General features: G+C 70.5%; 27 protein-coding genes. 15 read left to right on the forward strand and 12 right to left on the reverse strand.

Translation table 11 applies throughout. From position 1 onward, the window contains the following. Positions 1-58: 58 nt before the first annotated feature. Both ACZ4EG_RS16850 and ACZ4EG_RS16855 read right to left on the reverse strand, forming a co-directional pair. Positions 59-1,462: a metallopeptidase TldD-related protein gene (locus ACZ4EG_RS16850; RefSeq protein WP_467791103.1), complete on the reverse strand. Its 1,404-nt coding sequence runs from the start codon at positions 1,460-1,462 to the stop codon at positions 59-61. Beyond that, positions 1,459-2,982 carry a TldD/PmbA family protein gene (locus ACZ4EG_RS16855; RefSeq protein ID WP_453561912.1) on the reverse strand — a complete coding sequence of 508 codons (1,524 nt, stop codon included), beginning with the start codon at positions 2,980-2,982 and terminating at the stop codon, positions 1,459-1,461. The genes ACZ4EG_RS16850 and ACZ4EG_RS16855 overlap by 4 nt, the downstream gene beginning before the upstream one ends. Positions 2,983-3,443: 461 nt before the next feature. Here ACZ4EG_RS16855 and fabG point away from each other — a divergent pair, with 461 nt between their 5' ends. The 3 genes from fabG to ACZ4EG_RS16870 all read left to right on the forward strand — a co-directional run bounded on the left by fabG (position 3,444) and on the right by ACZ4EG_RS16870 (position 5,470). Next, positions 3,444-4,163 carry a 3-oxoacyl-[acyl-carrier-protein] reductase gene (gene fabG, locus ACZ4EG_RS16860; protein WP_263207190.1) on the forward strand — a complete coding sequence of 240 codons (720 nt, stop codon included), beginning with the start codon at positions 3,444-3,446 and terminating at the stop codon, positions 4,161-4,163. A 5-nt stretch (positions 4,164-4,168) separates the two neighbouring features. Next, positions 4,169-4,936, forward strand: a complete 768-nt coding sequence (gene fabI / locus ACZ4EG_RS16865; RefSeq protein WP_390711274.1) for an enoyl-ACP reductase FabI — start codon at positions 4,169-4,171, stop codon at positions 4,934-4,936. Between the two features lie 183 nt (positions 4,937-5,119). After that, a complete protein-coding gene (locus tag ACZ4EG_RS16870) occupies positions 5,120-5,470 on the forward strand; it encodes a hypothetical protein (RefSeq protein WP_453561914.1) in 351 nt (116 codons plus the stop codon). On the opposite strand, the gene ACZ4EG_RS16875 is transcribed toward ACZ4EG_RS16870, so the two are convergent. Then, positions 5,448-6,140: a FadR/GntR family transcriptional regulator gene (locus tag ACZ4EG_RS16875; protein ID WP_467791104.1), complete on the reverse strand. Its 693-nt coding sequence runs from the start codon at positions 6,138-6,140 to the stop codon at positions 5,448-5,450. The genes ACZ4EG_RS16870 and ACZ4EG_RS16875 overlap by 23 nt on opposite strands. Before the next feature lie 82 nt (positions 6,141-6,222). Here ACZ4EG_RS16875 and ACZ4EG_RS16880 point away from each other — a divergent pair, with 82 nt between their 5' ends. The 4 genes from ACZ4EG_RS16880 to ACZ4EG_RS16895 all read left to right on the forward strand — a co-directional run bounded on the left by ACZ4EG_RS16880 (position 6,223) and on the right by ACZ4EG_RS16895 (position 8,706). After that, positions 6,223-7,542 carry a CynX/NimT family MFS transporter gene (locus ACZ4EG_RS16880; RefSeq protein ID WP_467791105.1) on the forward strand — a complete coding sequence of 440 codons (1,320 nt, stop codon included), beginning with the start codon at positions 6,223-6,225 and terminating at the stop codon, positions 7,540-7,542. 75 nt (positions 7,543-7,617) lie between these two features. Then, positions 7,618-7,734: an SGM_5486 family transporter-associated protein gene (locus tag ACZ4EG_RS16885; protein ID WP_363297403.1), complete on the forward strand. Its 117-nt coding sequence runs from the start codon at positions 7,618-7,620 to the stop codon at positions 7,732-7,734. 169 nt (positions 7,735-7,903) lie between these two features. Next, the gene (locus tag ACZ4EG_RS16890; RefSeq protein WP_467791106.1) at positions 7,904-8,110 is read left to right on the forward strand and encodes a hypothetical protein; all 207 of its coding nucleotides are present in this window, start codon (positions 7,904-7,906) and stop codon (positions 8,108-8,110) included. 77 nt (positions 8,111-8,187) lie between these two features. Further along, positions 8,188-8,706, forward strand: coding sequence for a SixA phosphatase family protein (locus ACZ4EG_RS16895; protein ID WP_390711270.1), 519 nt, complete (start codon positions 8,188-8,190; stop codon positions 8,704-8,706). 81 nt (positions 8,707-8,787) lie between these two features. On the opposite strand, the gene serB is transcribed toward ACZ4EG_RS16895, so the two are convergent. Both serB and ACZ4EG_RS16905 read right to left on the reverse strand, forming a co-directional pair. Beyond that, positions 8,788-9,996: a phosphoserine phosphatase SerB gene (gene serB, locus ACZ4EG_RS16900; RefSeq protein WP_390711269.1), complete on the reverse strand. Its 1,209-nt coding sequence runs from the start codon at positions 9,994-9,996 to the stop codon at positions 8,788-8,790. 148 nt (positions 9,997-10,144) lie between these two features. Further along, complete coding sequence (locus ACZ4EG_RS16905; RefSeq protein WP_467791107.1) at positions 10,145-12,019, reverse strand: streptophobe family protein; 1,875 nt, start codon at positions 12,017-12,019, stop codon at positions 10,145-10,147. A 228-nt stretch (positions 12,020-12,247) separates the two neighbouring features. Here ACZ4EG_RS16905 and ACZ4EG_RS16910 point away from each other — a divergent pair, with 228 nt between their 5' ends. Then, positions 12,248-14,776 (forward strand): ABC transporter ATP-binding protein/permease, encoded by a 2,529-nt coding sequence (locus tag ACZ4EG_RS16910; protein ID WP_467791108.1) that lies wholly within the window; start codon positions 12,248-12,250, stop codon positions 14,774-14,776. Positions 14,777-14,858: 82 nt separating this feature from the next. On the opposite strand, the gene ACZ4EG_RS16915 is transcribed toward ACZ4EG_RS16910, so the two are convergent. The 3 genes from ACZ4EG_RS16915 to ACZ4EG_RS16925 form a co-directional block, all read right to left on the reverse strand. Beyond that, on the reverse strand, positions 14,859-15,599 hold the full coding sequence (locus ACZ4EG_RS16915; protein ID WP_467791109.1) for a transglycosylase SLT domain-containing protein: 741 nt from the start codon (positions 15,597-15,599) through the stop codon (positions 14,859-14,861). Between the two features lie 299 nt (positions 15,600-15,898). Beyond that, positions 15,899-16,984 (reverse strand): S-adenosylmethionine:tRNA ribosyltransferase-isomerase, encoded by a 1,086-nt coding sequence (locus ACZ4EG_RS16920; RefSeq protein ID WP_467791110.1) that lies wholly within the window; start codon positions 16,982-16,984, stop codon positions 15,899-15,901. Further along, on the reverse strand, positions 16,981-17,676 hold the full coding sequence (locus ACZ4EG_RS16925) for an SDR family NAD(P)-dependent oxidoreductase (RefSeq protein ID WP_467791111.1): 696 nt from the start codon (positions 17,674-17,676) through the stop codon (positions 16,981-16,983). Before ACZ4EG_RS16925 ends, ACZ4EG_RS16920 begins: the two co-directional genes overlap by 4 nt. A gap of 227 nt (positions 17,677-17,903) precedes the next feature. Here ACZ4EG_RS16925 and ACZ4EG_RS16930 point away from each other — a divergent pair, with 227 nt between their 5' ends. The 3 genes from ACZ4EG_RS16930 to ACZ4EG_RS16940 all read left to right on the forward strand — a co-directional run bounded on the left by ACZ4EG_RS16930 (position 17,904) and on the right by ACZ4EG_RS16940 (position 20,042). Then, positions 17,904-19,049: a GAF domain-containing sensor histidine kinase gene (locus tag ACZ4EG_RS16930; RefSeq protein ID WP_467791112.1), complete on the forward strand. Its 1,146-nt coding sequence runs from the start codon at positions 17,904-17,906 to the stop codon at positions 19,047-19,049. After that, positions 19,042-19,683, forward strand: a complete 642-nt coding sequence (locus ACZ4EG_RS16935; RefSeq protein WP_467791113.1) for a response regulator — start codon at positions 19,042-19,044, stop codon at positions 19,681-19,683. The genes ACZ4EG_RS16930 and ACZ4EG_RS16935 overlap by 8 nt, the downstream gene beginning before the upstream one ends. Before the next feature lie 113 nt (positions 19,684-19,796). Then, complete coding sequence (locus tag ACZ4EG_RS16940; RefSeq protein WP_263207162.1) at positions 19,797-20,042, forward strand: chaplin; 246 nt, start codon at positions 19,797-19,799, stop codon at positions 20,040-20,042. Positions 20,043-20,125: 83 nt separating this feature from the next. Here ACZ4EG_RS16940 and ACZ4EG_RS16945 read toward each other — a convergent pair whose 3' ends face one another. Further along, positions 20,126-20,905 carry a hypothetical protein gene (locus ACZ4EG_RS16945; RefSeq protein WP_453561935.1) on the reverse strand — a complete coding sequence of 260 codons (780 nt, stop codon included), beginning with the start codon at positions 20,903-20,905 and terminating at the stop codon, positions 20,126-20,128. Positions 20,906-21,055: 150 nt separating this feature from the next. Here ACZ4EG_RS16945 and ACZ4EG_RS16950 point away from each other — a divergent pair, with 150 nt between their 5' ends. From ACZ4EG_RS16950 to ACZ4EG_RS16960, 3 genes are all read left to right on the forward strand, one after another. Further along, a complete protein-coding gene (locus ACZ4EG_RS16950; RefSeq protein WP_390711260.1) occupies positions 21,056-21,853 on the forward strand; it encodes an ABC transporter ATP-binding protein in 798 nt (265 codons plus the stop codon). 50 nt (positions 21,854-21,903) lie between these two features. After that, positions 21,904-22,335 (forward strand): NfeD family protein, encoded by a 432-nt coding sequence (locus ACZ4EG_RS16955; RefSeq protein ID WP_453561936.1) that lies wholly within the window; start codon positions 21,904-21,906, stop codon positions 22,333-22,335. Between the two features lie 131 nt (positions 22,336-22,466). Then, positions 22,467-23,423 carry an SPFH domain-containing protein gene (locus ACZ4EG_RS16960; RefSeq protein WP_453561938.1) on the forward strand — a complete coding sequence of 319 codons (957 nt, stop codon included), beginning with the start codon at positions 22,467-22,469 and terminating at the stop codon, positions 23,421-23,423. 62 nt (positions 23,424-23,485) lie between these two features. Here the strand turns inward: ACZ4EG_RS16960 and ACZ4EG_RS16965 are convergent, their stop codons facing one another. The 3 genes from ACZ4EG_RS16965 to ACZ4EG_RS16975 all read right to left on the reverse strand — a co-directional run bounded on the left by ACZ4EG_RS16965 (position 23,486) and on the right by ACZ4EG_RS16975 (position 25,519). After that, positions 23,486-23,992, reverse strand: a complete 507-nt coding sequence (locus tag ACZ4EG_RS16965) for an HNH endonuclease (protein ID WP_467791114.1) — start codon at positions 23,990-23,992, stop codon at positions 23,486-23,488. Between the two features lie 164 nt (positions 23,993-24,156). Next, complete coding sequence (locus ACZ4EG_RS16970) at positions 24,157-24,696, reverse strand: YbhB/YbcL family Raf kinase inhibitor-like protein (RefSeq protein WP_390711256.1); 540 nt, start codon at positions 24,694-24,696, stop codon at positions 24,157-24,159. 40 nt (positions 24,697-24,736) lie between these two features. Next, on the reverse strand, positions 24,737-25,519 hold the full coding sequence (locus ACZ4EG_RS16975) for a sporulation protein (protein WP_390711255.1): 783 nt from the start codon (positions 25,517-25,519) through the stop codon (positions 24,737-24,739). 137 nt (positions 25,520-25,656) lie between these two features. Here ACZ4EG_RS16975 and ACZ4EG_RS16980 point away from each other — a divergent pair, with 137 nt between their 5' ends. After that, positions 25,657-26,298, forward strand: coding sequence for a DNA-3-methyladenine glycosylase (locus ACZ4EG_RS16980; RefSeq protein ID WP_467791115.1), 642 nt, complete (start codon positions 25,657-25,659; stop codon positions 26,296-26,298). The last annotated feature ends 519 nt before the right edge of the window (positions 26,299-26,817 follow it).

Here is a 26,817-nt window from a genome sequence, read left to right on the forward strand (position 1 = left end):
TGTCTCCTTGGTGGTCCTCGGGCAGCCGGGTGACAGCCGACTGCGAATGCCTACGAGGTTATACGCCCTGACTGACAGAGCTCATATTGAAGTCCGGCACCCGCAGCGCGGGCATCGCGGCCCTGGTGAACCAGTCGCTCCACTCCCGGGGCAGCGTCTTTTCCGTGCGCCCGGCCTCGGTCGCCCGCCCCAGCAGGTCCACCGGGGACTCGTTGAACCGGAAGTTGTTCGCCGCGCCGGTCACCTCGCCGTTCTCGACGAGATAGACGCCGTCCCGGGTCAGGCCCGTCAGCAGCAGCGTCGCCGGATCGACCTCGCGGATGTACCACAGGCAGGTCAGCAGCAGCCCGCGCTCGGTCGCCGCGACCATCTCCTCCAAGGAGCGGTCCTCGCCCCCGTCCAGGATCAGGTTGCCGCCCGCCGGGGCCACCGGCAGCCCGGTCAGACCCGCACTGTGCCGGGTGGTCGTCAGATGCTTCAGCTCCCCGTTCCCGACCCAGTCGACAGCGCCCGTCGGCAGCCCGTTGTCGAACACCGACTGATCGCCGCCGGAGGAGTGCGCGACGACGAACGGCGCGGACTCCAGACCCGGCTCGTTCGGGTCGCTGCGCAGGGTCAGCGGCAGCTCGGTCAGCTTCTCGCCCAGGCGGGTGCCGCCGCCCGGCTTGGAGAACACCGTGCGCCCCTCGGCCGCGTCCCGGCCCGACGCCGACCACAGCTGGTAGATCAGCAGGTCGGCCACGGCGGTCGGCGGGAGCAGCGTCTCGTAGCGGCCCGCGGGCAGTTCCACGCGCCGCTCGGCCCAGCCGAGGCGTACGGCCAGCTCGGCGTCGAGCGCGCCCGGGTCGACGTCCTTGAAGTCCCGCGTGGAGCGCCCCGCCCACGCCGAGCGCGTACGGTCCGGGGACTTGGCGTTGAGCTCCAGCGTGCCGTTGGGCTGGTCGTGCCGCAGCCGCAGGCCCGTGGACGTGCCGAGGTAGGTCGAGACGAGCTCGTGGTTGGCGAAGCCGTACAGCTCACGGTCGCCCGCACGCGCGCGTGCGAAGGCCTCGCCGAGCGCCGGGGCGAAGTCCGCGAACACCGTCGACGAGGTCTCGGCCGGCCCGTCCGTGAAGTCCGGCGACTCGGGTACGTCCGTGACCAGCGGCTGCGCGTCCTCGGCGGGCCCGGCGCCACGTGCGGCGGCCTCCGCGGCCCGGACCAGCGGCTCCAGGTCCTCCGCGGTCACGGCCGAGCGGGAGACGACACCGGAGGCCGTGCCCTCCTTGCCGTCCACGGTCGCCACGACGGTGAGGGTGCGCCCGCGCGTGACGCCGTTGGTGGTCAGCGCGTTGCCGGCCCAGCGCAGATTCGCGGTCGAGTGCTCGTCGGCGATGACGACGCAGCCGTCCGCCCGGGACAGCTCCAGAGCGCGCTCGACGATCTCGTGCGGCTTGTACGCCTTGCTGCTGCCCGCGCTCATCGACCGGCCTCCTGGGTGGTGTTGAGGATGTTGACGCCCTTGAAGAGGGCGGAGGGGCACCCGTGCGACACGGCGGCCACCTGGCCCGGCTGTGCCTTGCCGCAGTTGAAGGCACCGCCCAGGACATAGGTCTGCGGGCCGCCGACGGCCGCCATGGAGCCCCAGAAGTCGGTGGTCGTCGCCTGGTAGGCGACGTCCCGCAGCTGACCGGTGATCCGCCCGTTCTCGATCCTGAAGAAGCGCTGCCCGGTGAACTGGAAGTTGTAGCGCTGCATGTCGATGGACCAGGACCGGTCCCCTACGACATAGATGCCCCGGTCGACACCCCCGATGAGGTCCTCCGTGGACATCCCCGCCGGATCCGGCTGGAGCGACACATTGGCCATGCGCTGCACGGGCACATGCCCGGGGGAGTCGGCGAACGCGCACCCGTTGGACCGGTCGAACCCGGTCAGCTTCGCGATCCTGCGGTCCAGCTGGTAGCCGACGAGCGTGCCGTCCTTCACCAGGTCCCAGGACTGCCCCTCGACGCCCTCGTCGTCGTACCCGACCGTCGCGAGGCCGTGCTCGGCGGTGCGGTCACCGGTGACGTTCATCAGGTCGGAGCCGTACCGGAGCTTGCCGAGCTGGTCGAAGGTGGCGAAGGAGGTGCCGGCGTACGCGGCCTCGTAGCCGAGCGCCCGGTCCAGCTCGGTCGCGTGGCCGATGGACTCGTGGATGGTCAGCCACAGATTGGACGGGTCGACGACCAGGTCGTACAGGCCCGCCTGCACGCTCGGCGCGCGCATCTTCTCCGCGAGCAGTTCCGGGATCTGCTCCAGTTCGCTCTCCCAGTCCCAGCCGGTCCCGGTGAGGTACTCCCAGCCGCGTCCGACCGGCGGCGCGATGGTCCGCATCGAGTCGAACTCGCCGCTCGACTCGTCGACCGAGACCGCCGTCAGCTGCGGATGCAGCCGCACCCGCTGCTGTGTGGTGACGGTCCCCGCGGTGTCGGCGTAGAACTTGTTCTCGTGCACGGTGAGCAGCGACGCGTCGACGTGATCGACGCCGTTCGCCGCGAGCAGACGCGAGCTCCAGTCCGTCAGCAGCGCCGACTTCTCCTCGTCGGGCACCGAGAACGGGTCGATCTCGTACGAGGAGACCCACGTCCTGTCGGCGTGCACCGGCTCGTCGGCGAGCTCGACAAGCTCGTCGGAGCCGGCCGCCCGGATCACCTGGGCGGAGAGCTTCGCCATCGCGACGGCCTGCGAGGCGACCTTGGCGGCGGCGTCGAGGGTCAGATCCACGCCCGACGCGAAGCCCCAGGTGCCGCCGTGCACCACCCGCACGGCGTACCCGAGGTCGGTGGTGTCCGACGAGCCGGCGGGCTTGGCGTCCCTGAACCGCCAGGACGCGCTGCGCACCCGCTCGAACCGGAAGTCCGCGTGCTCGGCCCCGAGCGCACGCGCGCGTGCGAGCGCGGCGTCGGCCAGGGCGCGTAGGGGTAGCGCCAGAAATGTCGGATCGATTCCGTGGGCCACAGGAGGCTCCCCCAAGTCGATGAGTTCTCTTCTGCTCAAGCGGATGTCTTACGAGGTGGACGCGCCGCAGTGAAGTATGTCGCGCGGCCGTGACGGGGCCGTAGTGGATATTCGCGCGGCGCTGCGCCGAGCCGCCCCGCAACCGCCGCGCGCTCTTACCTCAGAGTGATCACGAGGTGGCATTATGACGCCCGCGCGCGGGCGGGGGAGTGATATTCGCGCCTGACTGCGGACGCCCGGCGGGCCGGGCACGCGCGATGCGCCCCGTCCATCGATCCACCGGCCACGCCCGGGCGGGCCGCCGCCCGGTCGAAACTGTAGGGATCCGACAGCGACGCCCCCATGCCACTGTCGGTGCCCGCTTCACCTCCGGAGGCCCCGTACCGATAGGTTTTCGATGAAGCCGCCTGTCATCCAGCTGTTCGGGCGGTGTGCCAGACCGCTATCGAAAGGGTGATCCGTTGAGCCGCTCGGTTCTCGTCACCGGAGGCAACCGGGGCATCGGCCTCGCCATCGCCCGCGCATTCGCCGACGCCGGCGACAAGGTCGCGATCACGTACCGCTCGGGTGAGCCGCCGGCCGCCCTGACGGACCTGGGCTGCCTCGCCGTCAGGTGCGACATCACCGACGCCGAGCAGGTGGAGCAGGCCTACAAGGAGATCGAGGCGCAGCACGGCCCCGTCGAGGTCCTCATCGCCAACGCCGGCATCACCAAGGACCAGCTCCTGATGCGTATGAGCGAGGAGGACTTCACCTCGGTCATAGACACCAACCTCACCGGCACCTTCCGCGTGGTGAAGCGTGCCAACCGCGGCATGCTGCGCGCCAAGAAGGGCCGTGTGGTCCTCATCTCGTCGGTCGTCGCGCTCTACGGCGGCCCCGGCCAGGCGAACTACGCCGCGTCCAAGGCCGGACTCGTCGGCTTCGCGCGCTCCCTCGCCCGCGAGCTGGGCTCGCGCAACATCACGTTCAACGTCGTCACGCCCGGCTTCGTCGACACCGACATGACCAAGGCGCTCACCGACGAGCAGCGCGCCACGATCATGGGGCAGGTGCCGCTCGGCCGGTACGCCCAGCCGGAGGAGATCGCCGCAACGGTGCGGTTCCTCGCCTCGGACGACGCCTCGTACATCACTGGAGCCGTCATCCCTGTTGACGGCGGACTGGGAATGGGTCACTGATCACCATGAGCGGAATTCTCGAGGGCAAGCGCGTCCTGATCACCGGTGTGCTGATGGAGTCCTCCATCGCCTTCCACACCGCCAAGCTGGCCCAGGAGCAGGGTGCCGAGATCATCCTGACCGCGTTCCCGCGGCCCACGCTCACCGAGCGCATCGCCAAGAAGCTCCCCAAGCCCACCAAGGTCATCGAGCTCGATGTCACCAACGACGAGCACCTCGCGCGCCTGGCCGACGTGGTCGGCGAGGAGCTCGGCGGCCTCGACGGCGTCGTGCACTCCATCGGCTTCGCCCCGCAGGACGCGCTCGGCGGCAACTTCCTCAACACGCCGTTCGAGTCGGTCGCCACGGCCATGCACGTCTCGGCGTTCTCCCTGAAGTCGCTGACCATGGCCTGCCTGCCGCTGATGCAGAACGGCGGCTCGGTCGTCGGCCTCACCTTCGACGCCCAGTACGCCTGGCCGCAGTACGACTGGATGGGCCCGGCCAAGGCCGCCCTGGAGGCCACCAGCCGCTACATGGCGCGCGACCTGGGCAAGCAGAACATCCGCTGCAACCTCATCTCCGCGGGCCCGATCGGCTCCATGGCCGCCAAGTCCATCCCCGGCTTCGCGGAGCTCGCGGCCGTGTGGGACAACCGCGCGCCCCTGGAGTGGGATCTCAAGGACCCGGAGCCGGCCGGCCGCGGTGTGGTCGCCCTGCTGAGCGACTGGTTCCCGAAGACCACCGGCGAGATCATCCACGTGGACGGCGGTCTGCACGCCGTCGGTGCCTGACCGGCACCGCCGAGGCCCGAGCCGGGACCGGGGCCCGCATCCTTTCGGGGGTGCGGGCCCCGGTCCGTGCGCGCGTCACCCGTTCGGCTCACCGGCCGGGCGCGGACGTGCGGCAACGGCGCACTCTGGAGTGCGAGTCCACCTCGCTGAGTCCCTCCCCAGCACGGCCGAGGAGGTCCCCTTGTGCGCCTGTCCCACAGCCTGGCCTCACTGACCGTCGCCGTCGCTCTCGTGCTGTCCCTGCCGTACGAGGCGATGCCGCACGCACGCGTGAAGGACAAGAGACCCCCGGCCCCGTCGCTGTTCGGGTCGGAGTGCCGTACGACCGTCCGCGGCTCCCATGTCGTGGCCTACTGCCACAACCCCTATGTCGACACCGATCGCGTGAGCCTGCACATCGAGTGCGCCCGCTGGTGGGACCTCGACACCGACGGCGACCTGGTCGACACCGGGCCCGCGCTGACCGTACGGCTCTCCGGCCGGTGCTGGAAGGAAGTCGGCTCGGTGTGGATCAGCCACCAGAAGGCGGGCTGAACCGCCCCGGACGGCACAGGAACGGATAGCTCGCGGCCTCCGCCGCGGCCGCCTCCGCGTCGCCCGTCCGGATCGCGTCGACGAGCCGGGCGTGGTCCATGTGCGTCTCGGGCGTCAGCACCTCGCCGACGTCCGCGCGCAGCCAGTCCCGCAGCACCTCGCCCAGGTCGGCGTACATCGCGGTCATGACCTCGTTGTGGGAGGCGGCCACCACCGCCAGATGGAAGGTCGCGTCCGCCGCCACGAAGGCCTCCGCGTCACCCGACGCCCAGACCTCCTCGCGCCGCACGAGGAGCGCGTCGAGCTGCTTGAGGTCCTTCTCGGTGCGCCGCTCGGCGGCCTGCTTCGCCGCCGCCGACTCCAGCGTGGAGCGCAGCTCGGCGATGTGCCGCGGGTCGGCGCCGGAGAAGCGGCGCTGCATGACGCCCGCCAGTTCGCTGGTGGCGACCACATAGGTGCCGGAGCCCTGGCGGATGTCCAGGAGGCCGTTGTGCGCCAGCGCCCGGACGGCCTCGCGGACCGTGTTGCGGGCGACACCGAGCTGCTCGACCAGCTCCGGCTCGGTCGGGATGCGCGAGCCGACCGGCCATTCGCCCGAGGTGATCTGGTTCCGCAGTTCGGCGATGACCTGCTCGGAGAGCGCCGAGCGGCGGGGGTGGCTCAGGGGCATGGCACACCTTCGCACGAGAGGGCCGGGAGGAGACGGCCCGGGGATGGACAACCAATCATCCTATGATTCTATGATGGACTTCATGGTGAGCGAGGAAACCAGGACGAGGACGTCGACAACCGAATGCACCATCGCCCCGGGCGCCGAACGCGCCGCGGCCCCGGACGCCAACGGCACCCCGGCCCCCGCCACGCGCGCGTGGGCGACACGGCTGCTCGTCGTCGGCATCGTGCTCGCGGCGCTCAACCTCCGCCCCGCCATCACCAGCCTCGGCGCGCTCCTCGAAGAGGTCCGCGACGGGCTGGGCATGAGCGGCAGCGTGGCCGGGCTCCTCACCTCGGTGCCCCCGCTCTGCTTCGCCGTCTTCGGCGTCATGGCACCCCGTCTCGCGCGCCGCTTCGGACCGGCCGCCGTGGTGTGCGCCGGCATGGTCGCCATCACGACGGGCCTGCTCATACGGCCCTACGCCGGGTCGACGGCCGGATTCCTGGCCGCCAGCGCGCTCACCCTCATGGGCATCGCGGTCAGCAACGTCCTGATGCCGGTCATCGTCAAGCGCTGGTTCCCGGACCGGGTGGGCTCCATGACGGGCCTGTACTCGATGGCCCTCGCCCTCGGCACCTCGGCCGCCGCCGCGGTGACCGTGCCGATGACCGACGCGCTCGGCGGCGGCTGGCAGCCGGGGCTCGCCGTGTGGGCGGTGCTCGCCGCGGCGGCGGCCCTGCCGTGGGTCGCGCTGGTACGGCACCGGGAGGCGGCGCCCGTACCCGAGGAACCGGTACGGGAGGCACGCGCGCGTGCGGAGCAGCCGCCCGCGCTGCGGATCACCCGGAGCCGTACGGCCTGGGCGCTCGCCGTCTTCTTCGGGCTCCAGGCCACCGCCGCCTACATCACGATGGGCTGGATGCCGCAGATCTTCCGTGACGCGGGCGTCTCGGCGAGCACGGCAGGGGTGCTCCTCGCCATCACCATGGTGATGGGCGTGCCGCTGGCCTTCGTCATCCCCCGGCTCGCCACCCGGCTGCCCCACCAGGGGCCGATCGTGCTGGCCCTCGGCGGGTGCGGTCTGGCCGGCTACGCGGGCCTGTACTTCGCCCCGGCCGCCGGTGCCTGGGCCTGGGCCCTGCTGCTCGGCGTGTCCAACTGCGCCTTCCCGCTGGCCCTCACGATGGTCGGCATGCGGGCCAGGACCGGCGCGGGCGTCGCCCAGCTCTCCGCCTTCGCGCAGAGCACCGGCTATCTGATCTCCATCCCCGGGCCGCTGCTGGTCGGCGTGCTCTACCAGCACAGCGGCGGCTGGGGCCTGCCGATCGCCCTCATGGCCGGTCTGATGCTCCCGCAGATGGTGGTCGGCGTCCTGGCGGGCCGGGACCGGACCGTGGAGCAGGAAGCGGGGCGCTGAGTTCACCCGCTTGAGTTCACCCGCCGAGCTCACCCCGGCAGTCCCGCAGGGGGAGGAGGGTGCGAGACTGGCCGCATGCCTGTGCTCGACCCGAACCCCCCGAACGGCCAGAAGAAGATGCTGATCATCTTCGGCTCGTTCCTCGTCATCTTCGTGCTCATCGCCATCGTCGCGACCATCGCGTCCCCCTGACCACAGCCCCCGCGGCCGATGGTGGTGCTGGCACCACCATCCCCTAGGGGGTGAGTGTCAGGGTCAAGTGGGTGGATCACCGGATGGGTTGGCGGCGGCGGATTCCGTAGTTTCGAGTTGTGCCCGCGGGACGCGGTCACGGACCACTCGCAGACCAGCGGAGGCGATCATGTCGGCCTGTACGCGGACCCCGCCCCACCCGGCGACCACGGGCGGCGTCGACATCCGGCTGCCCTGGTGGGCCCTTGTCCTGCCCGCGCTCGCCTTCGTCTCCCTGCTCCTGCTGATACTGAACCCGTCGGACGCCCACGCGGCCACCGGCGACCCCGCGGTCACCCATCTCGTCGAGCGTGTGCAGCAGCTGATCGCGCGCTAGTTCCAGGCCGTCCCGCACCGCAAATCCGCATGTCAACTCCCTGCGCCGCATGGCCTGTTTCATGCGAAGCTGGGCCCATGAGCGTCGCAGAACCCCGCAGGATTGTCCTCTTCCGGCATGCGAAAGCCGACTGGCCACAGGTGACCGACCATGAGCGGCCCCTCGCTGAGCGGGGCCGCACGGACGCCGCAGTCGCCGGACGCAAGCTGACCGACACCGGAATCCCGTTCGATCTGGCCCTGTGCTCCACCGCGGTCCGTACCCGCGAAACCTGGAAGCTCGCCGTCCACGAGTTCCCGCACCGGCCGAAAACCGTCTACGAGGAGCGGCTCTACGAGGCCTCGCCCGGCGAGCTGATCGCCGTGCTCAACGAGGTCCCGGACGACGCCCAGAACGTGATCCTGATCGGTCACAACCCAGGGGTGCACGGCCTGGCCGAGATCCTGTCCGGCTCGTCCGACGACAGCGCCCGCGAACGGATGAACCGCCGCGGCTTCCCCGCCGCCGCCTTCGCCGTCGTGTCCTACAGCGGCTCCTGGAAGAGCCTGGAGCCGGGCGCCGGCGAGCTGACCGACTACTGGGCGCCGTCCGAGTGACCCCGCCGGTGTGACGGTAGGCGTCGAGGGGCCCCGCACCGCGCTGGTGCAGGGCCCCTCGTCCGTGTCCGGTCCGGTGGCTCAGGCCTCGTCGTGCGTGTCCGCCGCCTCGACCTCTTCCCGGGTGACGCCCAGCAGATAGAGCACCGTGTCCAGGAAGGGGAAGTTCACCGCGGTGTGCGCGGCCTCGCGGACGACGGGCTTGGCGTTGAAGGCCACGCCCAGTCCGGCCGCGTTCAGCATGTCCAGGTCGTTGGCGCCGTCGCCGATCGCCACCGTCTGGGACAGCGGCACACCGGCCTCGGCGGCGAACCGGCGCAGCAGCCGCGCCTTGCCCGCCCGGTCCACGATCTCGCCGGTGACCCTGCCGGTCAGCTTCCCGTCGACGATCTCCAGGGTGTTGGCCTGGGCGAAGTCCAGCCCGAGGCGCTCCTTCAGATCGTCGGTCACCTGGGTGAATCCGCCGGAGACCACGCCCACTTGGTAGCCGAGCCGCTTGAGCGTACGGATCAGGGTGCGCGCACCCGGCGTCAGCCGCACCTCGCCGCGCACCTTCTGCACCACGGAGGCGTCCAGCCCCTCCAGCAGGGCCACGCGCGCGTGCAGCGACTGCTCGAAGTCCAGCTCTCCGCGCATCGCGGCCGCCGTGACCTCGGCGACCTTGTCCTCGCAGCCCGCGTGCGCGGCGAAGAGTTCGATCACCTCGTCCTGGATGAGGGTGGAGTCCACGTCCATGACCACCAGGCGCTGGGCCCGCCGGTGCAGCCCCGCCGACACGACCGCGATGTCGACGCCGAGCGCGCTCGCGTCGGACACCAGGGTGGTGCGCAGCGGCTCGGTCTCCACGCCGGACACCGCGAACTCGACCGCGGTCACCGGGTACTTGGCGAGCCGGAAGATACGGTCGATGTTGCCGCCGGCCTTGGCGATCCTGGCGGCGATGGCGGCGGTCGACTCGGCGGTGAGGGGGTGGCCGAGGACGGTCACCAGGGAGCGGCCGTGGCCGCGCGGGCGGTTGTCGCCGTGACCGGAGATGATCTCCGCCTGCATCTTCACCGACTCGGCCCAGCTGTGCACGGTGGCCCGGAGGTCGCCCTCCAGCCCGGCCGGCGGCTGGGTCACGAGCGCGCAGAGCACCAGCCGGCCGCGCGTGACGACCTGCTCGATGTCGACCACGTCGACCGAGTAGGCGGCAAGTGTGTCGAAGAGGCCGGCCGTGATGCCCGGCCTGTCCTTGCCGAAAATCTTGACGAGGAGGGTGGGGACCTCGGAGGTCTGCGAAGCGCTCATGGTGTATCCACCGTATCCGGCACCCAGTGCCTTCTGCCCATGTGGTCCGCCTAGCGGACAGGGAACAGTGGGTGACGGAGCAGTGTCGAGCGCCTTACTTCACGGGCACGAGTGGATCCCCCGCCGCTCGTCGGCCCGGCCCCGCACCTCAGCCACGCCCCTTCGGCCCCCTCGGCGAAGGCGAAGGCGGAGCTGGGGGCGGAGGCGGAGGTGGGGGCGGTGGACCGTCGTCGGAGGCGGACCCATGCGGGGGCCGGTCCCCGGGGCGAGGCCCGGGGCGGTGCCGGGGTGAGCGCGGCGGCGGGTCGAACGGCCGCGCCATGGTGGGCGCGCCGTACACGTCGGCGGACGGCGGCGGAGCACCGTCGGGGACTCGGCCGCCGCCAGGAGCGGGTGGGGTGCGCGGAATGTTCCGCCCGGGTTCCCGCAGCTCGTCAGGCACCTGGAGATACGGGTTCGTGTCGGGGTTGGGCGGGCGGTACGGCGTACCGGGCACGTACGGGCCGGACTGCCCTGCGCCCACCGCATCGCCGCTCCCGGCGTGTCCGGCGTGCTTCGGATACCCGGTGCCGTCCCCCGCGTCACCCAGTGCCAGCGGCGCCGCCCGTCGTCCCGCGGCGCCGGTGGCCCGGGCCAGCAGCGCTCCGGCCGCCCCGACGCCCGCGCCCCAGACGGCCCCGAGGAGCAGTGCCATGCCGAGCCGGCCGTGGAGTTCGATGCCGGCGCCGAACGCGTCGAAGCCGAGCACGGACAGCGAGGCGTCCACGGACACCTCCGTCAGCCAGGCGAGCAGGGGCAGCGCCAGCGCGGTCGCGATCCCCAGCCGCAGCGCGCACCGCCCCGCGAAACCGAGGGCACCGGAACCGCGTACACCCGATCCCGCAGTCGCCGCGGTCGTACCGGCCCCCGCCTCCACCGGCGTGCGAACCGCCGTCAGCACGCCCGCGAGCAGCATCATCAGGGCCGCCGCCACCCCCAGCAGCCACACCCGCCCGTCCAGGTCCGCCAGCCGGCCCAGCGTCACCGGCTGGTCGGACTTCCCGCCCAGCAACTCGTCGAGGGGGTGGGGCAGCACCGTGACCAGTGCGCCGGTCGCCCTGCCGTCCCACGGCACGAACAGGCCGATGGGGATCCCGAGCCACACCCCGTTGGGCGCGCCCAGGAGTGCCGCGCCCGCGATGCGCCCCGGGTGGTCGTCGCCGATCGCCGCGTACGCCGCCGCCGCGAGCCCGGCGGCCACGGCCACGACCAGCACGGTGACGAGCGCCGAGGCCGCGGGCCGTACGACCCGGTGCACGGCCTCCCAGCCGCGCGGCAGGGGAGTACGGCGCGAGGTCAGCAGGGCGATCAGAAGGATGCCGGCGGACCAGCCGAGTCCGCCCAGGAGGGTGGGCGCGGTGTCCACCGTGAAGCCCACCGCCGCCTTCGCGTCGACGAGGTCGCCGATGCGGTCGGGCAGCAGTCCACCGATGTCCCCGAGCCCGGGGATGCTCAGCCCGCCGCCCTTGCCCCCGCCGCCGCCCAGCCCGGGCAGCTTGTCGAGGCCGAGTGAACCGCCGTCGATCGTGATGACGTCGTGTCCCGCCCAGGCCAGCCCGCCCAGCGTCGCCACGAACAGCGCGATCACCGCGCCCGCGCGCGCGAGGAGTTCGGCCGGTGCGATCACAACTCCGGCCGTGCGCAAGGACCGTAGGAACACCCACGACAGCAGCAGGGCGCCCACCAGGCTCACCCCGAGTGGCGTGATCTCGATGGCCGTGTGCGCCTCCGCGCCTTTCAGGCCGAAAGCGGACACATCGCCGGACGGCGTGACCGAACCACCCGCCCCGAGCGCCACAACAGCCGCCGTCATCGGGCCCAGTGAGCCCGCCGCGTCCGCCTGCAGAAGATGCAGGCCGAGTGCGGCCGTGCCCGCCATTCCCAGCAACGCCCAGCTCACCGCGGCGATCGCGGACAGCAGGACGTCCGCCCACGGCAGCCTCGCGCCGTGTCCAGCGGTCTCGACTCCCGTGGCAGAGCTCATGGCAGACCCCCCGATCCGCGGCGCGGCCGGCGGCCGCGCGTGTCCCCCTCGCGTGGGATTACCACTCTCCGGGTCGGTTTCAACCCCGTCAACGGGAGTAGGTGAAGCGCTCGACGCCGTTCATCACAAGGCCCGACTTTCGGTCAGAGGGCCGAGCCTGAAATAGTTCCCCACGATGTTCGACATCCCTAGACTCCCTGTGATGGGGGTAACTCGGGGGACAACTCAGTGGGGCATGGAGTGCCGGAACTCGTACTGGAATCAAACGGACGGACCTGGACGCTCGATTCGTCCAGGTCCTACACACTCGGACGCGATCCGCAGGGAGACATCGTGTTCGACGACGCCAGGGTCTCCTGGCGTCACGCCACGGTCAGCTTCAACGGACGCAGTTGGGTCATCGAGGACCACGGCAGCACCAACGGCACGTTCGTGCAGGGGCAGCGGATCGGTCAGCTGGATATCGGCCCAGGAACCGCCGTGCACCTCGGCAACGCGACCGACGGACCGCGGCTGAACCTGTCCGGTGCCGCTGCCGCCGCTCAGCCGCAGCAGCCGCAGGCCGCGCCGTACGCCGCGCAGGGCGCGAGCGCCGGCTGGGCCCAGCAGGCCCCGCCGCCGCAGCAGGCCCCGCAGGCCGGTTGGCAGCAGCCGCAGCAGGCCGCGTCGATCCCGCAGCAGCAGGGCGCGCAGCAGGTGCCCGGTGGTGGCGCGGGGGCGCCGCCGGTCTACGGCGACCGCAGCCCGACCACGTTCCACCAGTTCTCGCTGGGCCGTGTGATGCGTATCGGCCGTGCGCTGGAGAACGAGCTGGTCGTCTCCGACCTCCAGGTCTCCCGGCACCACGCCGAGTTCCACGCGACGCCCGACGGCCGCTTCGAGATCCGTGACCTGGGCTCGCACAACGGCACGTACGTCAACGGCCAGCCGATCGCCAAGGGCGGCTCGCAGCTGTTGGGCCCGACCGACATCGTCGGCGTCGGCCACTCCACGTTCCGTATCGTCGGCGACCGGCTGGAAGAGTTCGTCGACACCGGTGAGGTCTCCTTCTCCGCGCGCCATCTGACCGTCACGGTCGACGGCGGCAAGCAGATCCTGAAGGACGTCTCCTTCGGCGTTCCGGAGAAGTCGCTGATCGCGGTCATCGGCCCGTCCGGTTCCGGCAAGTCGACGCTGCTGAAGGCGCTGACCGGTTACCGGCCCGCCAACCAGGGCGAGGTCCTCTACGACAACCGGAACCTGTACAAGCAGTTCGCCGAACTGCGCCAGCGCATCGGTCTGGTCCCGCAGGACGACATCCTGCACAAGGAACTGACCGTCAAGAAGGCCCTCAAGTACGCGGCCAAGCTGCGCTTCCCGGCCGACACCACGGCCGCCGAGCGCGAGTCCCGCATAGACGAGGTGCTGCGCGAGCTGAAGCTCGACATCCACAAGGAGAAGAAGGTCACCTCCCTCTCCGGCGGCCAGCGCAAGCGTGTCTCGGTGGCCCTGGAGCTGCTCACCAAGCCGTCGCTGATCTTCCTCGACGAGCCCACCTCGGGCCTCGACCCGGGCATGGACCGCGATGTCATGCAGCTGCTGCGCGGCCTGGCCGACGACGGCCGTACGGTTCTCGTCGTCACCCACTCCGTGGCCGAGCTGGCGATCTGCGACAAGCTGCTCGTGATGGCGCCGGGTGGCTCGGTGGCCTACTTCGGCCCGCCGGAGGAGGCGCTGAACTTCTTCGGCTACGACACCTGGGCCGATGTCTTCTCCGCCTTCGAGAACTACCGCGACTACGACTGGGCGGGCCGCTGGAAGGGCTCGCAGCACTACCAGATGTACGCCGCGGACATCGACGCCGTTGCGCCGCAGGCCGTACAGATGCCTCCGATGCAGGCGATGAAGCCGCCTAAGCCGCAGGGCTGGATGTCGCAGTTCGTCACGCTGGTGCGCCGCTATGTGTCGGTGATCGCGTCCGACAAGGGCTTCCTCGCCCTGATGGTGATCCTGCCGGCCGTGCTCGGCGCGGTGAGCCTGCTCATCGATGCCGACAAGGGCCTGCTGCCCAACCCGGCGAATCCGCAGACCGGCCGGATCATCCCGAACGGCACGGCCACCACGGTCCTGCTGATCCTCGCGGTCGGCGCCTGCTTCGCGGGTGCCGCGAACTCGGTCCGTGAGCTGATCAAGGAACGGGTGATCTACGAGCGGGAGCGCGCGACCGGCCTGTCCCGTTCGGCATACCTGATGTCCAAGGTGTTCGTGCTCGGCATGATCACCGTGTTCCAGGGCCTGCTGGTCGGTGTGATCGGCTTCACCAGCCGTGAGATCCCGAAGGAGGGCCTGGTCCTCGGCAGCGCGACGATCGTCGAGCTGTCCGTGCCGATCATGGCGCTCGGCTTCACCTCGATGATGTTCGGCCTGATCATCTCCTCGCTGGTGAAGACGGCCGAGAAGACCATGCCGCTGCTGGTCATGTTCGCGATCATCCAGGTCGTGTTCACGGGCTGTCTGTTCACCCTGCACGGCTCGATCGGCGTCAACGAGTTCTCGTATCTGATGCCGTCCCGCTGGGCGGTCGCCGCGGCCGGCGCCACGCTGGACTTCAACAAGATCAGCCCGCCCAAGGACGGCGGGGGCACCGACCCGCTGTGGGACCACACCGTCGGCGCCTGGAGCGTGGACATGGCCGCCCTGATCGCCCTCGGCGTGATCTGCGGCTTCTTCGTGGCCCGCTTCCTGCGCCGCCACGAGCCCGAGGTCATGCGCAAGTAACCGCGCGCGTACGACGCCGAAGGGCGGCACCCCGGCTGGGGGTGCCGCCCTTCGGCGTACGCGAGAAGAGGTCCGCGCGGCCTCAGTACGCGCTGTTGACGTTGTCCATCGAACCGTACTTGTCGGCGGCGTAGTTGCAGGCGGCAGTGATGTTGGCGACCGGGTCGTAGATGTTCCACGAGGTGCCGGGCACGTGGTACGCCTTGAAGGTCGGCGGGATGACCTGGAGCAGGCCCTTCGACGGGATGCCGTTGATGGCGTTGATGTCCCAGCCGTTGATGGCCATCGGGTTGCCGGAGGACTCCCGCATGATGTTGCGGTGCAGGCCGCTGTACGAGCCCGGGATGCCCTTGGCCTTCATGATGTCCAGGGACTCCCGGATCCAGCCGTCCAGGTTGTTGGGGTAGGACTTCGCGGGCTTGGCCGCGGCACGCTCGACGGACCGGCTCGCGGTCTGCTTGGCGGCGCGCTCCTGGGCGGCCTTCTTGGCGGCCTCGGCGACAGCCTTCGCCTTGGCGGCGGTCTCGGCCTGCTTCTTGACGAGCGCGTCGGCGGCGGCCTTCTTCTGCGCCGCGATCTCCTGGATCTTGACCGTCTCGGTGGCGAGCTGGTCGGTGACCGTGCCCTTGACGCCCTTGATCTGCTCGGTGCTGTACGCCACCCGGGCCTCGGTGGAGGGAGCCCCGGTCATGATCGTCTCGGCGCTGCTGGGAACCGCCGAGAAGGCGATGGCGGCGGTACCGAGGGCGGCGACGCCGGCGATCGCGATCTTGTGGTGCTTGGTCAGGCGATGACTGAGACGAGTGTTGGTGTTCTTGAGCATGGCAGATCGACCTCTTCGAATAGCGCGGAGTCGCCTTCTGTCCGACGGGGGAACCGGGTCCGGCCCGTACGAACGCCGCGGGGCGAAACCCACGGCGTCCGGCGACAGGAGCAATTCTTAGCGGCCGCAAAATCGCCTGGCAAAGGTGTGACGTACGACCCTGGATAGTGGATCGGGGAAGGGCAAAACGGGACAGACTGGAGCGTCTGCCCCGTTCGGGACGTGTCGGTATATCTCCTATGTCCGTTCGTACGTGATCCGCGCCCTATGCGCGGGCTCACACCGCGGGCGATGAATCCTCACCGAAAGTTGCCAAAGCAACGCTCTGTGTCAGGGCTCTCCTCCGGCAGGATGAGATGCACGTCGCCGAACTCGTGCCACAGATAGAGCCGGCGCCGCGCCTCCTCGTACGCGCGGTCGACCACCGCCCGCCCCGCGATCGCCTCCAGCATCAGCAGATGCGAGGCCTCCGGCTCGTGCAGCCCGGTCAGCAGCCCGTCGACCACCCGCACCCCGCGCTCGGGCGTCACCACGAGATCGGTCCATCCCTCGATCGCCCGCACTGTCCCGTCCGCCCCGGCCGCCGACTCCACGGCCCGTACCGCCGTCGTACCGACCGCGACCACCCGGCCGTCCCCGGCCCGCACGTCATTGATCAGCCGCGCGGACGCCTCGGACACGGCGTACCGCTCCGGATACGGCGGCTCGTGCGCCTCCGCCGACGCCACCCCGGTGTGCAACGTGACCGGCGCGAACCGCACACCCCGGCTCACCAGCTCCGTCACCAGCCGCGGTGTGAAGGGCCGGGCGGCACTCGGCATCTCCGCACTGCCCGCCCCGTCGGCCGACGGCAGCGCGAACACCGTCTGGTACACCGACAACGGCTGGTCCCGCTCCGTATAGGAGTAGCGAATGGGCCGCCCGTGCTCCCGCAGCAGTCCGAGGACGTCAGCCCCGGCCACCCGCGCCCACCACAGCCGCTCACCCCGTGGGCTCAGCGGTTCCTCCAGCACCAGCCCCGCACCCCCGGGAAGCCGCACCTCTGTACCCGCGGGCCCGCCCGCACGCGCGCGCGTAGTCCCCCTGCTGTCCGGATCCCGCAGCTCGACGGCCCACCGCCCGTCGTCGCCGAGCGTGGAGAAGTGCACCACCACGCGCGTGTGCCCGATCCTCCCGTCCACCGCGGCGGCCAGCGTGGGCGAGGTGTTCACCACCAGCAGGTCCCCGGCCCGCAGCAACCGCGGCAGCTCCGCGAACACGTGGTGCGACACCTCGGACCCGCGCGACACCAGCAGCCGTACGGCATCCCGACCCAGACCCGGCCCGCGCTGCTCGGCGGGCACCCGCGCCGACAGCTCCTCGGGCACCCTCAGCGCCGGCGTCATCGCCCCTCCAGCAGGGAGGGCGCCCCATAGCGGCCGCTCGCCGGACGCTCGTCCAGCAGCCGCAGGAAGGCGGGCACCACACTCGCCGGCTCCGGCCGCGGACCGTTGTCGTCCGGTACGGCCGCCGCATACAGCTCCGTGGCCATGTCCCCGGGGTCGACCGCCCACACCCGTAGCCGCGGCTCCTCCTCGGCGAGCACCCCTGCGAGCTGGTCCAGGGCCGCCTTGGACGCCCCGTAGCCGCCCCAGGTCTCGTACGCCTCGGCGGCCGCGTCCGAGCTGACCGCGACCACCGCGCCCGCCGGCGACTCCCGCAGCAGCGGCAGCGCCTCCTGGACCAGGCCCAGCGCCGCCACCACATTCACCTCCAACGCCCGCCGCAGCCCCTGCAGGGGCAGCTCCGCCAGCCGCACCAGCGGTTCGGCGCCCAGCGCGCTCGCGTTGTTCACCAGCAGATCGACACCGCCCAGCTGCCACGCCGCCGCCACCAGCTCCGCCCGGTGCCCGGCGTCCGTGACGTCCCCGGGCAGCGCCTCGACCCGCGTGCCGTGCCCGGCCACGGCCGCGGCCGCCGCCGTGAGCGCGTCGGCGCCCCGGGCGTCGAGCACCAGATCCCAGCCGCGCGTGGCCAGCGCCTCGGCGAGCGCCCGTCCCAGCCCCTTCGAGGCCCCCGTGATGATCGCTACCGGCATGACAACCGTCCCCTCTGCCGCGCCGACCTCCGATCGGCGGTGGCTTCAACCTAGGAACGGCACCGACCCGGCCGCCTCGGACGCGGGCCGCACATGGGTGCGGTCCTTCGCCCTAAGCCGCACGTCCGGGGCCGGAGACCTACGTCCTGCGGACCAGGACCACCGGCCCAGGTCCGGCCGCCACAGGTCCGATCCGCACTGTCACACCCCGCCGGTACCGTGAGGTCATGAGTCAAGGCCCCCGGTCCGGCCTCGCCGCGGTGAGTTCCGCGCTGCTGGCCATGAGCAGGCACCTGGAGGTGCGCGACGTCCTCAAGACGATCGTCGCCTCGGCCCGCGAGCTGCTCGACGCGCAGTACGCCGCCCTCGGGGTCCCGGACGACCACGGCGGCTTCGCCCAGTTCGTCGTCGACGGGGTCAGCGACGAACAGTGGAAGGCCATCGGCCCGCTCCCGCGTCAGCACGGCATCCTCGCCGCGATGCTCCAGGAGGCCCGCCCGGAGCGCCTCGCCGATGTGCGCAAGGACCCCCGCTTCGAGGGCTGGCCGGCCGCCCACCCCGAGATGTCCGACTTCATCGGCCTGCCGATCCGCGACGGCGACGAGATCATCGGCGCGCTGTTCCTGGCGAACAAGCGCTGTCCCAAGCCCGAGGGAAGCTGCGGCTTCACACAGGAGGACGAGGAGCTGCTGGCCATCCTCGCCCAGCACGCCGCGATCGCCCTCACCAACGCCCGTCTGTACGAGCGCAGCCGCGAGCTGACGATCTCCGAGGAGCGCTCGCGGCTCGCCCACGAACTGCACGACGCGGTGAGCCAGAAGCTGTTCTCCCTGCGCCTGACGGCACAGGCGGCCGCGGCCCTGGTCGACCGCGACCCGTCCCGCGCCAAGGGCGAACTGCATCAAGTGGCCCGGCTCGCCGCCGAGGCCGCCGACGAACTGCGCGCCGCCGTGGTGGAGTTGCGCCCCGCCGCCCTCGAAGAGGACGGCCTGGTCGCCACCCTGCGGACCCAGATCCAGGTCCTCGACCGCGCCCACAGCGCGCGCGTGTCCTTCGCCTCCAGCGGCTTCCGCGCCCTGCCCGCCGCACAGGAGGATGCGCTGCTGCGCGTCGCCCAGGAGGCACTGCACAACGCCCTGCGGCACTCCGGGGCACAGCATGTGGACGTCACCCTCGGCCGCCGCGCCTGCGGAGCCGTCCTGCGCGTCACCGACGACGGCAGCGGCTTCGAGCCGAAGTCGATCCGCCGCGCGGGACGTCATCTGGGACTGGTCTCCATGCGGGACCGGGCCGGCGGGGTGGGCGGCTCGCTCACGGTGGAGTCCGCGCCCGGCAAGGGCACCACGATCGAGATGGAGGTCCCCGGTGGCTGACGCAATCAGGGTGCTGCTCGTCGACGACCACCAGGTCGTCCGCCGCGGTCTGCGCACCTTCCTGGAGGTGCAGGACGACATCGAGGTCGTCGGCGAGGCGGCCGACGGCACCGAAGGGGTCGCCCGCGCCGAGGAACTGAAGCCCGACGTGGTCCTCATGGACGTCAAGATGCCGGGCATGGACGGCATCGACGCGCTGCGCAGACTCCGCGAACTCGACAACCCCGCGCGCGTGCTCATCGTCACCAGCTTCACCGAGCAGCGCACGGTGGTCCCGGCCCTGCGCGCGGGCGCCGCCGGATACGTCTACAAGGACGTGGACCCCGACGCGCTGGCCGGCGCCATCCGCTCGGTGCACGCCGGGCACATCCTCCTCCAGCCGGAGGTGGCCGGCGCGCTGCTCTCCCCGGAGGACGCCAACTCGGGCCAGAGCAGGGGAGGTTCACTCACCGAGCGGGAGCGCGAGGTGCTGGGCCTGATAGCGGACGGCCGCTCCAACCGCGAGATCGCCCGCGCCCTCGTCCTGTCCGAGAAGACCGTCAAGACGCACGTCTCGAACATCCTGATGAAACTCGACCTCGCGGACCGGACCCAGGCGGCGCTGTGGGCCGTTCGTCACGGTGTGACAGGGTGAGATTCATACCGTCGGGGGAATGTCACCCGGACGGCGCACCCTCCGGCGATCTCCGCCGTTCTCCAGTGCGTGCCGCGGCGACTGCCGCGGTGATCGCCAAGGAGGGGTTGAAAGTGAAGAACCTGAAGAAGGCCGCGGCCGTGACGATGGTGGCCGGGGGCCTGCTGGCGGCCGGTGCCGGAATGGCCTCCGCCACGAACGGCTCCTGGGCCGGCGGCGAGGCCAAGGGCTCCCCGGGCGTCGTCTCGGGCAACGTCGTCCAGGCCCCGGTGCACGTCCCGGTGAACGTGGTGGGCAACAGCGTGAACGTCATCGGCGCCCTGAACCCGGCCTTCGGCAACGTGGGCCTCAACCACTGAGCCCACCCCCGCGGACCCCCGGCCTCCCGACACCTCACCGGGAGGCCGGTCACTCATCGGCGCAGGTCACCACCGGCCGACGCTCACCGCCCCCGCTCCTCCACAACGGAGTTGTACGCCGCGACCTGCGCCCGCCGTGCCGTCCGCTCCACCGGCCGCAGCGCGGCCCCCCGCGCCGCCATCTCCGACGCGCTCACCGCACCCCCGTGGCCGTTCTCATGGGCCAGGGAAATCAGCAGCCCCACCCGCTGAGCCAGCTCCAACACCCGCACCGCCCGTGGCGGATACCCCGGCGCCAGCACCTCGTTCCCCCGCTCGGCCCGCGCGCGGTACGCATCGATCGCCGCCTCCGCCACCGGACCCGCCCCCGCGACGTCCAGCCGCGAGAGCACCGCCGTCGCGTCCCGCAGGGCCTCCGCCAGCTCCCGCTCGGCCTCGCCCAGCGACGGCACATCCGCGGGCGGCGCCTCCCGCACCGGCAGACAGTGCCAGACCACCTCGGCATGCACATCACCGGCGGGCCCGGCCTCGTACAACTCGGGCACCAGCCCGAACGCGGCGCCGTGACAGATCACCGCCTCCTCGGCCTCCAGCGCCCGCGCGTTGAACTCCGGCGGCCCGCTCAGCCCCAGCGGATGCCCCGGCGCGGGCAGCGCAACCCGCAGCCCGGTCGCCCCGAGCGTCCGCAGCCGCCCCAGCGCGAGCGTGAGCCCGACCGGCGCCGACTCACCCGGCAGTCCCTCCACCCGGTGCACCGCGTCGTCGCCGACGATGGCGAGTACGGCGTCATCCGGCGAGACAAGTCCGGCCAATAGGGAATTTCCCCAAGCGGCGAGGCGTCCTGAACGCGGTTCCGAGAGCATGCCCCCACCCTAAGGACCGGACCGATGGAATGGACCGCGCCACCGGTGGCGTAGATTTCGTAGGGGCTGCGCCCACCGGCGCGGCGGACCGAGCCACAGGCGTACGCGACAGCCGAGACCGGCCACACTGCAAGGGGAGACAACGCGCTCATGAGCGATGTTCTGGAGCTTCAGGACGTATCCGTGGTCCGCGAGGGCCGGGCTCTGGTGGACCAGGTCTCCTGGTCGGTGAAGGAGGGCGAGCGCTGGGTCATCCTCGGCCCCAACGGCGCCGGCAAGACCACCCTCCTGAACGTCGCCTCCAGCTACCTCTACCCCAGCAAGGGCACCGCCACCATCCTCGGCGAGACCCTCGGCACGCCCGGCACCGACGTCTTCGAGCTGCGCCCCCGCATCGGCGTGGCCGGCATCGCCATGGCCGACAAGCTCCCCAAGCGCCAGACCGTCCTGGAGACCGTGCTGACCGCCGCGTACGGCATGACCGCGCACTGGCACGAGGACTACGAGGAGGTCGACGAGCAGCGTGCCCGCGCCTTCCTCGACCGCCTCGGCATGAGCGACTACCTGGAGCGCAAGTTCGGCACGCTCTCCGAGGGCGAGCGCAAGCGCACCCTCATCGCCCGCGCCCTGATGACCGACCCCGAGCTGCTCCTGCTCGACGAGCCGGCCGCCGGCCTCGACCTCGGCGGCCGCGAGGACCTGGTCCGCCGCCTCGGCCGCCTCGCCCGCGACCCGATCGCCCCCTCCATGATCATGGTCACCCACCATGTCGAGGAGATCGCCCCCGGCTTCACGCACGTCCTCATGCTCCGTCAGGGCAAGGTCCTCGCCGCGGGCCCTCTGGAGCTCGAACTGACCTCGCGCAACCTCTCCCTGTGCTTCGGCCTCCCGCTCGTCGTGGAGCAGGTCGGCGACCGCTGGACCGCTCAGGGCCTGCCGCTGTCCTGACCCCCATTGCGCCCTGTCCGCGGCACCGTCCGCGGCTCTAACATGACCATGTGAACGACATCGACGCGTGGGTGTGGTGGCTCGTCGGCGCTGCGGCGCTCGGAATCCCGCTCGTGATCACGGCGATGCCGGAGTTCGGCATGTTCGCCGTGGGTGCCGTCGCGGCCGCGGCCGTCGCGGGCCTCGGCTTCGACATCGTGGTCCAGGTACTCGCTTTCGTGGTCGTCTCGGTCGCGCTCATCGCCGTCGTACGGCCCATCGCGGCCCGGCACAGCGCCCAACGCCCCCAACTCGCCACAGGCGTGGATGCGTTGAAGGGCAAGCAGGCCGTCGTACTGGAACGCGTCGACGGCTCCGGCGGCCGCATCAAGCTCGCCGGGGAAATCTGGTCGGCCCGTTCCCTCGACACCGACCGCGCCTACGAAGTGGGGCAGGAAGTCGACGTCGTGGACATCGAGGGGGCAACGGCGATCGTCATCTGACCTCGCAGGACTCAACTGAACCGAACACCCCACGAGTTGTGCGACGGTCTGTCAGACTCGTCCAGCAAGATCTTCAACAGCCATAAGATCTGCCGAAGGCGCCGAGGCGGAGAAGGGTACGGGGAGCCACGATGGAACCGGTCATCATCGTATTGATCATTCTGGTGGTGTTGGTCTTCATCGCCCTGATCAAGACGATCCAGGTCATCCCACAGGCCAGCGCCGCCATCGTCGAGCGCTTCGGTCGCTACACACGGACACTCAACGCGGGCCTCAACATCGTGGTCCCGTTCATCGACACCATCCGCAACCGCATCGACCTGCGCGAACAGGTCGTGCCGTTCCCGCCGCAGCCGGTGATCACCCAGGACAACCTGGTCGTGAACATCGACACGGTCATCTACTACCAGGTCACCGACGCCCGCGCGGCCACCTACGAGGTCGCCAGCTACATCCAGGCGATCGAGCAGCTCACCGTCACCACGCTCCGCAACATCATCGGCGGCATGGACCTGGAGCGCACCCTGACCTCCCGCGAGGAGATCAACGCGGCCCTGCGCGGCGTGCTCGACGAGGCCACCGGCAAGTGGGGCATCCGCGTCAACCGCGTCGAGCTCAAGGCCATCGAGCCGCCGACCTCCATCCAGGACTCGATGGAGAAGCAGATGCGCGCCGACCGTGACAAGCGCGCCGCGATCCTCACCGCGGAAGGTACGCGCCAGGCGGCCATCCTCACCGCCGAAGGTGAGAAGCAGTCCCAGATCCTGCGCGCCGAGGGTGAGGCCAAGGCCGCCGCCCTGCGCGCCGAGGGCGAGGCCCAGGCCGTCCGCACGGTCTTCGAGGCGATCCACGCCGGCGACCCCGACCAGAAGCTGCTCAGCTACCAATACCTGCAGATGCTCCCGAAGATCGCCGAGGGCGACGCCAACAAGCTCTGGATCGTCCCCAGCGAGATCGGCGACGCCCTCAAGGGCCTGTCCGGCGCCATGGGCAACTTCGGCCCCCTGGCGGGCGGTTCGGGCGGCGGAACCTCTGTCCCGCAGCAGAACAACGGCAACGACCGCCGTGAGAAGCCGTCGATCGACTGACGCACCCGTGATACGACGAGGGGCTCGCCTTCCCAGGAAGGCGAGCCCCTCTCACATACCGGCTACGCGGCCGACTGGGACAGCCACTCCGGCAGCGCCTCGAAGTCCTCCTGCCCCAGCGCCAGCAGCATCGCGTCCTGCGGCGTCGGCTCGAACGGCTGCCGCAGCAGCGGCATGCCCGCCTGCTCCGGAGTCCGGTCGGCCTTGCGGTGGTTGTCCTCCGCGCACGAGGCGACCGTGTTCAGCCACGAGTCCGCGCCACCTTGCGCCCGCGGCACCACATGGTCCACGGTCGTCGCCCGCCGCCCGCAGTACGCGCACCGGTGCCGGTCCCGCACCAGCACACCCCGCCTCGACCACGGCGCTTGTCTTCGGAACGGCACCCGTACATACCTGCACAGCCTGATCACCCGGGGCGCGGGTATGTCCACGGCGGCACCCCGCATACGCAGTTCGGGGTGGGCCTGCTCGACGACGGCCTTGTCCTGCAGCACCAGAACGACAGCTCGGTTCAGCGTCACCGTCGACAGCGGCTCGAAGCTCGCGTTCAGCACCAGCGTGTCCCGCATCCAGCCCACCTCCCGTGTGCACCTGCCCACCCCCGGCGGGCTTGGATCAACTCTGTACGGGCGCGCCGAGATGGACAACGCAATAAAAAATGCCCGCCTCTGATCACTTCCAAGACCGGAGGCGGGCAAACGTTCAATGAACGCTGGGCCGAATCGGCGCCGCGTCAGCCCTCGGCGGGGTTCTCGTACTCACCGATGAGCTGGGCACGCGCGATCGCGTGGAACCGCAGATTGAAACCGACGACGGCCGGAGAAGCGTCGGAATCCGGACCGAGCTTCTCCTGGTCCACCGCGTACACCGTGAAGACGTACCGGTGCGGCCCGTCCCCGGGCGGCGGAGCGGCACCGCCGAAATCCTTCGACCCGTAGTCGTTGCGCGCGTGCACCGCACCCTCGGGCAGACCCTCGAACTTGCCGCTGCCCGCACCCACCGGCAGCTCGGTCACGGAGGCCGGGATGTCGAACAGGACCCAGTGCCAGAAACCGCTGCCGGTCGGGGCGTCCGGGTCGTAGCAGGTCACGGCGAAGCTCTTGGCCTCGGCCGGGAACCCCTCCCACCGCAGCTGCGGGGAGGTGTTGCCGGCCGCGTGGACCTGAGCGTCCTTGAGCCTCGCGTTCGGCTCGACGTCCTCGCTCGTCACCGTGAACGACGGCACGGGCGGGTGGAAGTCATGGGGGAGCGGCCGCCGCTTGAGCTCGGTCACCTCGGTACCTCCTGATCGGTTCCTTCAGTAGGAACCGAGCCTAGAACCAGTTGCGCTTGCTGCCGACCTCGGACAGCCACTGGTTGAGGTATGCCGCCCAGTCGGTCCCGTGGAAGTCGTGCAGACCCACCTGGAAGGACCGGAAGGTGTCCGAGCCCTCGCTGAACAGACCCGGCTTCTTGTCCATTTCCAGGATGACGTCCATGGCCTGCTCGTCCGCCACGAAGCTCAGCTCCACCTGGTTGAGGCCCCGGTACTGCGACGGCGGGTAGAACTCGATCTCCTGGTAGAACGGCAGCCGCTGCCGCGTGCCCCGGATGTGACCGCGCTCCATGTCCGCGTTCTTGAAGCGGAAGCCCAGCTGGATGAACGCGTCCAGGATCGCCTTCTGCGCCGGCAGCGGGTGCACGTTGATGGGGTCCAGGTCACCGGAGTCCACCGCACGGGCGATCTCCAGCTCCGTGGTCACACCGATGTGCATACCGCGCAGCGCCTGCCCGTCGATCATCGTGACCGGCGTCTCCCAGGGGATCTCCAGCCCGAACGGAACGGCGTGCACGGCACCGGCCTGCAGCTGGAAGGCACCACCGAGCCGCACCTTGGTGAACTCGATGTTCTGCTTGTACTCCTCGTCGCCGCTCTCCACCTCGACCCGCGCCTGCAGGCCCACGGACAGTCCCTCGATGTCCTGGTTCACGGACCCGCCCTGGATCCGCACCTCACCCTGGACGACACCACCCGGAACGACGTTGACCTCGGTCAGCACCGTCTCGACCGAAGCCCCGCCGGCGCCCAGACTCGCGAGCAGCTTCTTGAACCCCATGACTCTCCCTTTACGTATGGATCCCTGATCCCTACAAACGCGATCCGGACGCGACCGGTTCCGCGCCACACCCTGGCAAGCGGGGGATCCTTTGACCACCCCTTGGCACAGACACGTCTGGACTACGCTCGTACGACATGATCGCGCCCCCGGACCGTACGCCACTGCCCAGGTCGTTCTTCGACCGCCCTGTGCTGGAAGTCGCCCCCGACCTTCTCGGCCGGATCCTCGTACGAAGCACCCCGGACGGCCCGATCGCGGTGCGCCTCACGGAGGTCGAGGCATACGACGGCCCGAACGACCCCGGCTCACACGCGTATCGCGGCCGCACACCCCGCAACGACGTGATGTTCGGTCCGCCCGGACACGTGTACGTCTACTTCACCTATGGCATGTGGCACTGCATGAACCTCGTCTGCGGTCCGGAAGGCTCGGCGAGCGCCGTCCTGCTCCGCGCGGGGGAGGTCGTCGAGGGCGCCGAGCTCGCGCGTAAACGTCGACTCTCGGCCCGAAATGACAAGGAACTGGCCAAAGGACCGGCACGCCTGGCCACAGCCCTGGACGTGGACCGCGCACTCAGCGGCACGGACGCGTGCGCCTCCGGCGAGACCCCACTGAGGCTGCTCACCGGCACCGCGGTGCCCTCCGACCAGGTACGCAACGGCCCCCGCACGGGTGTGGCCGGCGACGGAGGCGTCCACCCCTGGCGTTTCTGGGTCGCCAACGACCCGACGGTGAGCCCCTATCGGGCCCATGTGCCCAGGCGCCGCTCAAGTTGACGCGTCCCTGGAAGGTGCGTAATGTGGCCCGAGCCGCTGAACCGGGTACGGCAATCGCCAGCAGCCGGAGCGGCCAACCCACTACCTGCTACTTCCCCTCGACCGGGGCGAATTTCGGCGTGCCCGCATGCCCGAATTCAGGCCCGTGGAACTCGATTATGAGTTGCCGAGAGGATCGGCTAACGTAGTGAATGTCGAAAGGCCGACAGGCGAAAGCCGGAAGCCCCAGACAAATCCCGCCGACCGGGAATCGGACGCCGAAAGGATCTGATAGAGTCGGAAACGCAAGACCGAAGGGAAGCGCCCGGAGGAAAGCCCGAGAGGGTGAGTACAAAGGAAGCGTCCGTTCCTTGAGAACTCAACAGCGTGCCAAAAGTCAACGCCAGATATGTTGATACCCCGTCTCCGGTCATCACGACTGGGACGAGGTTCCTTTGAAATAACACAGCGAGGACGCTGTGTGCGAGGGGACTATTCCTCCTCTCGCACCGCTCTCGTGGTGTTCAACCGGATTACCGG

This window comes from Streptomyces sp. NPDC025638 (assembly GCF_055558775.1).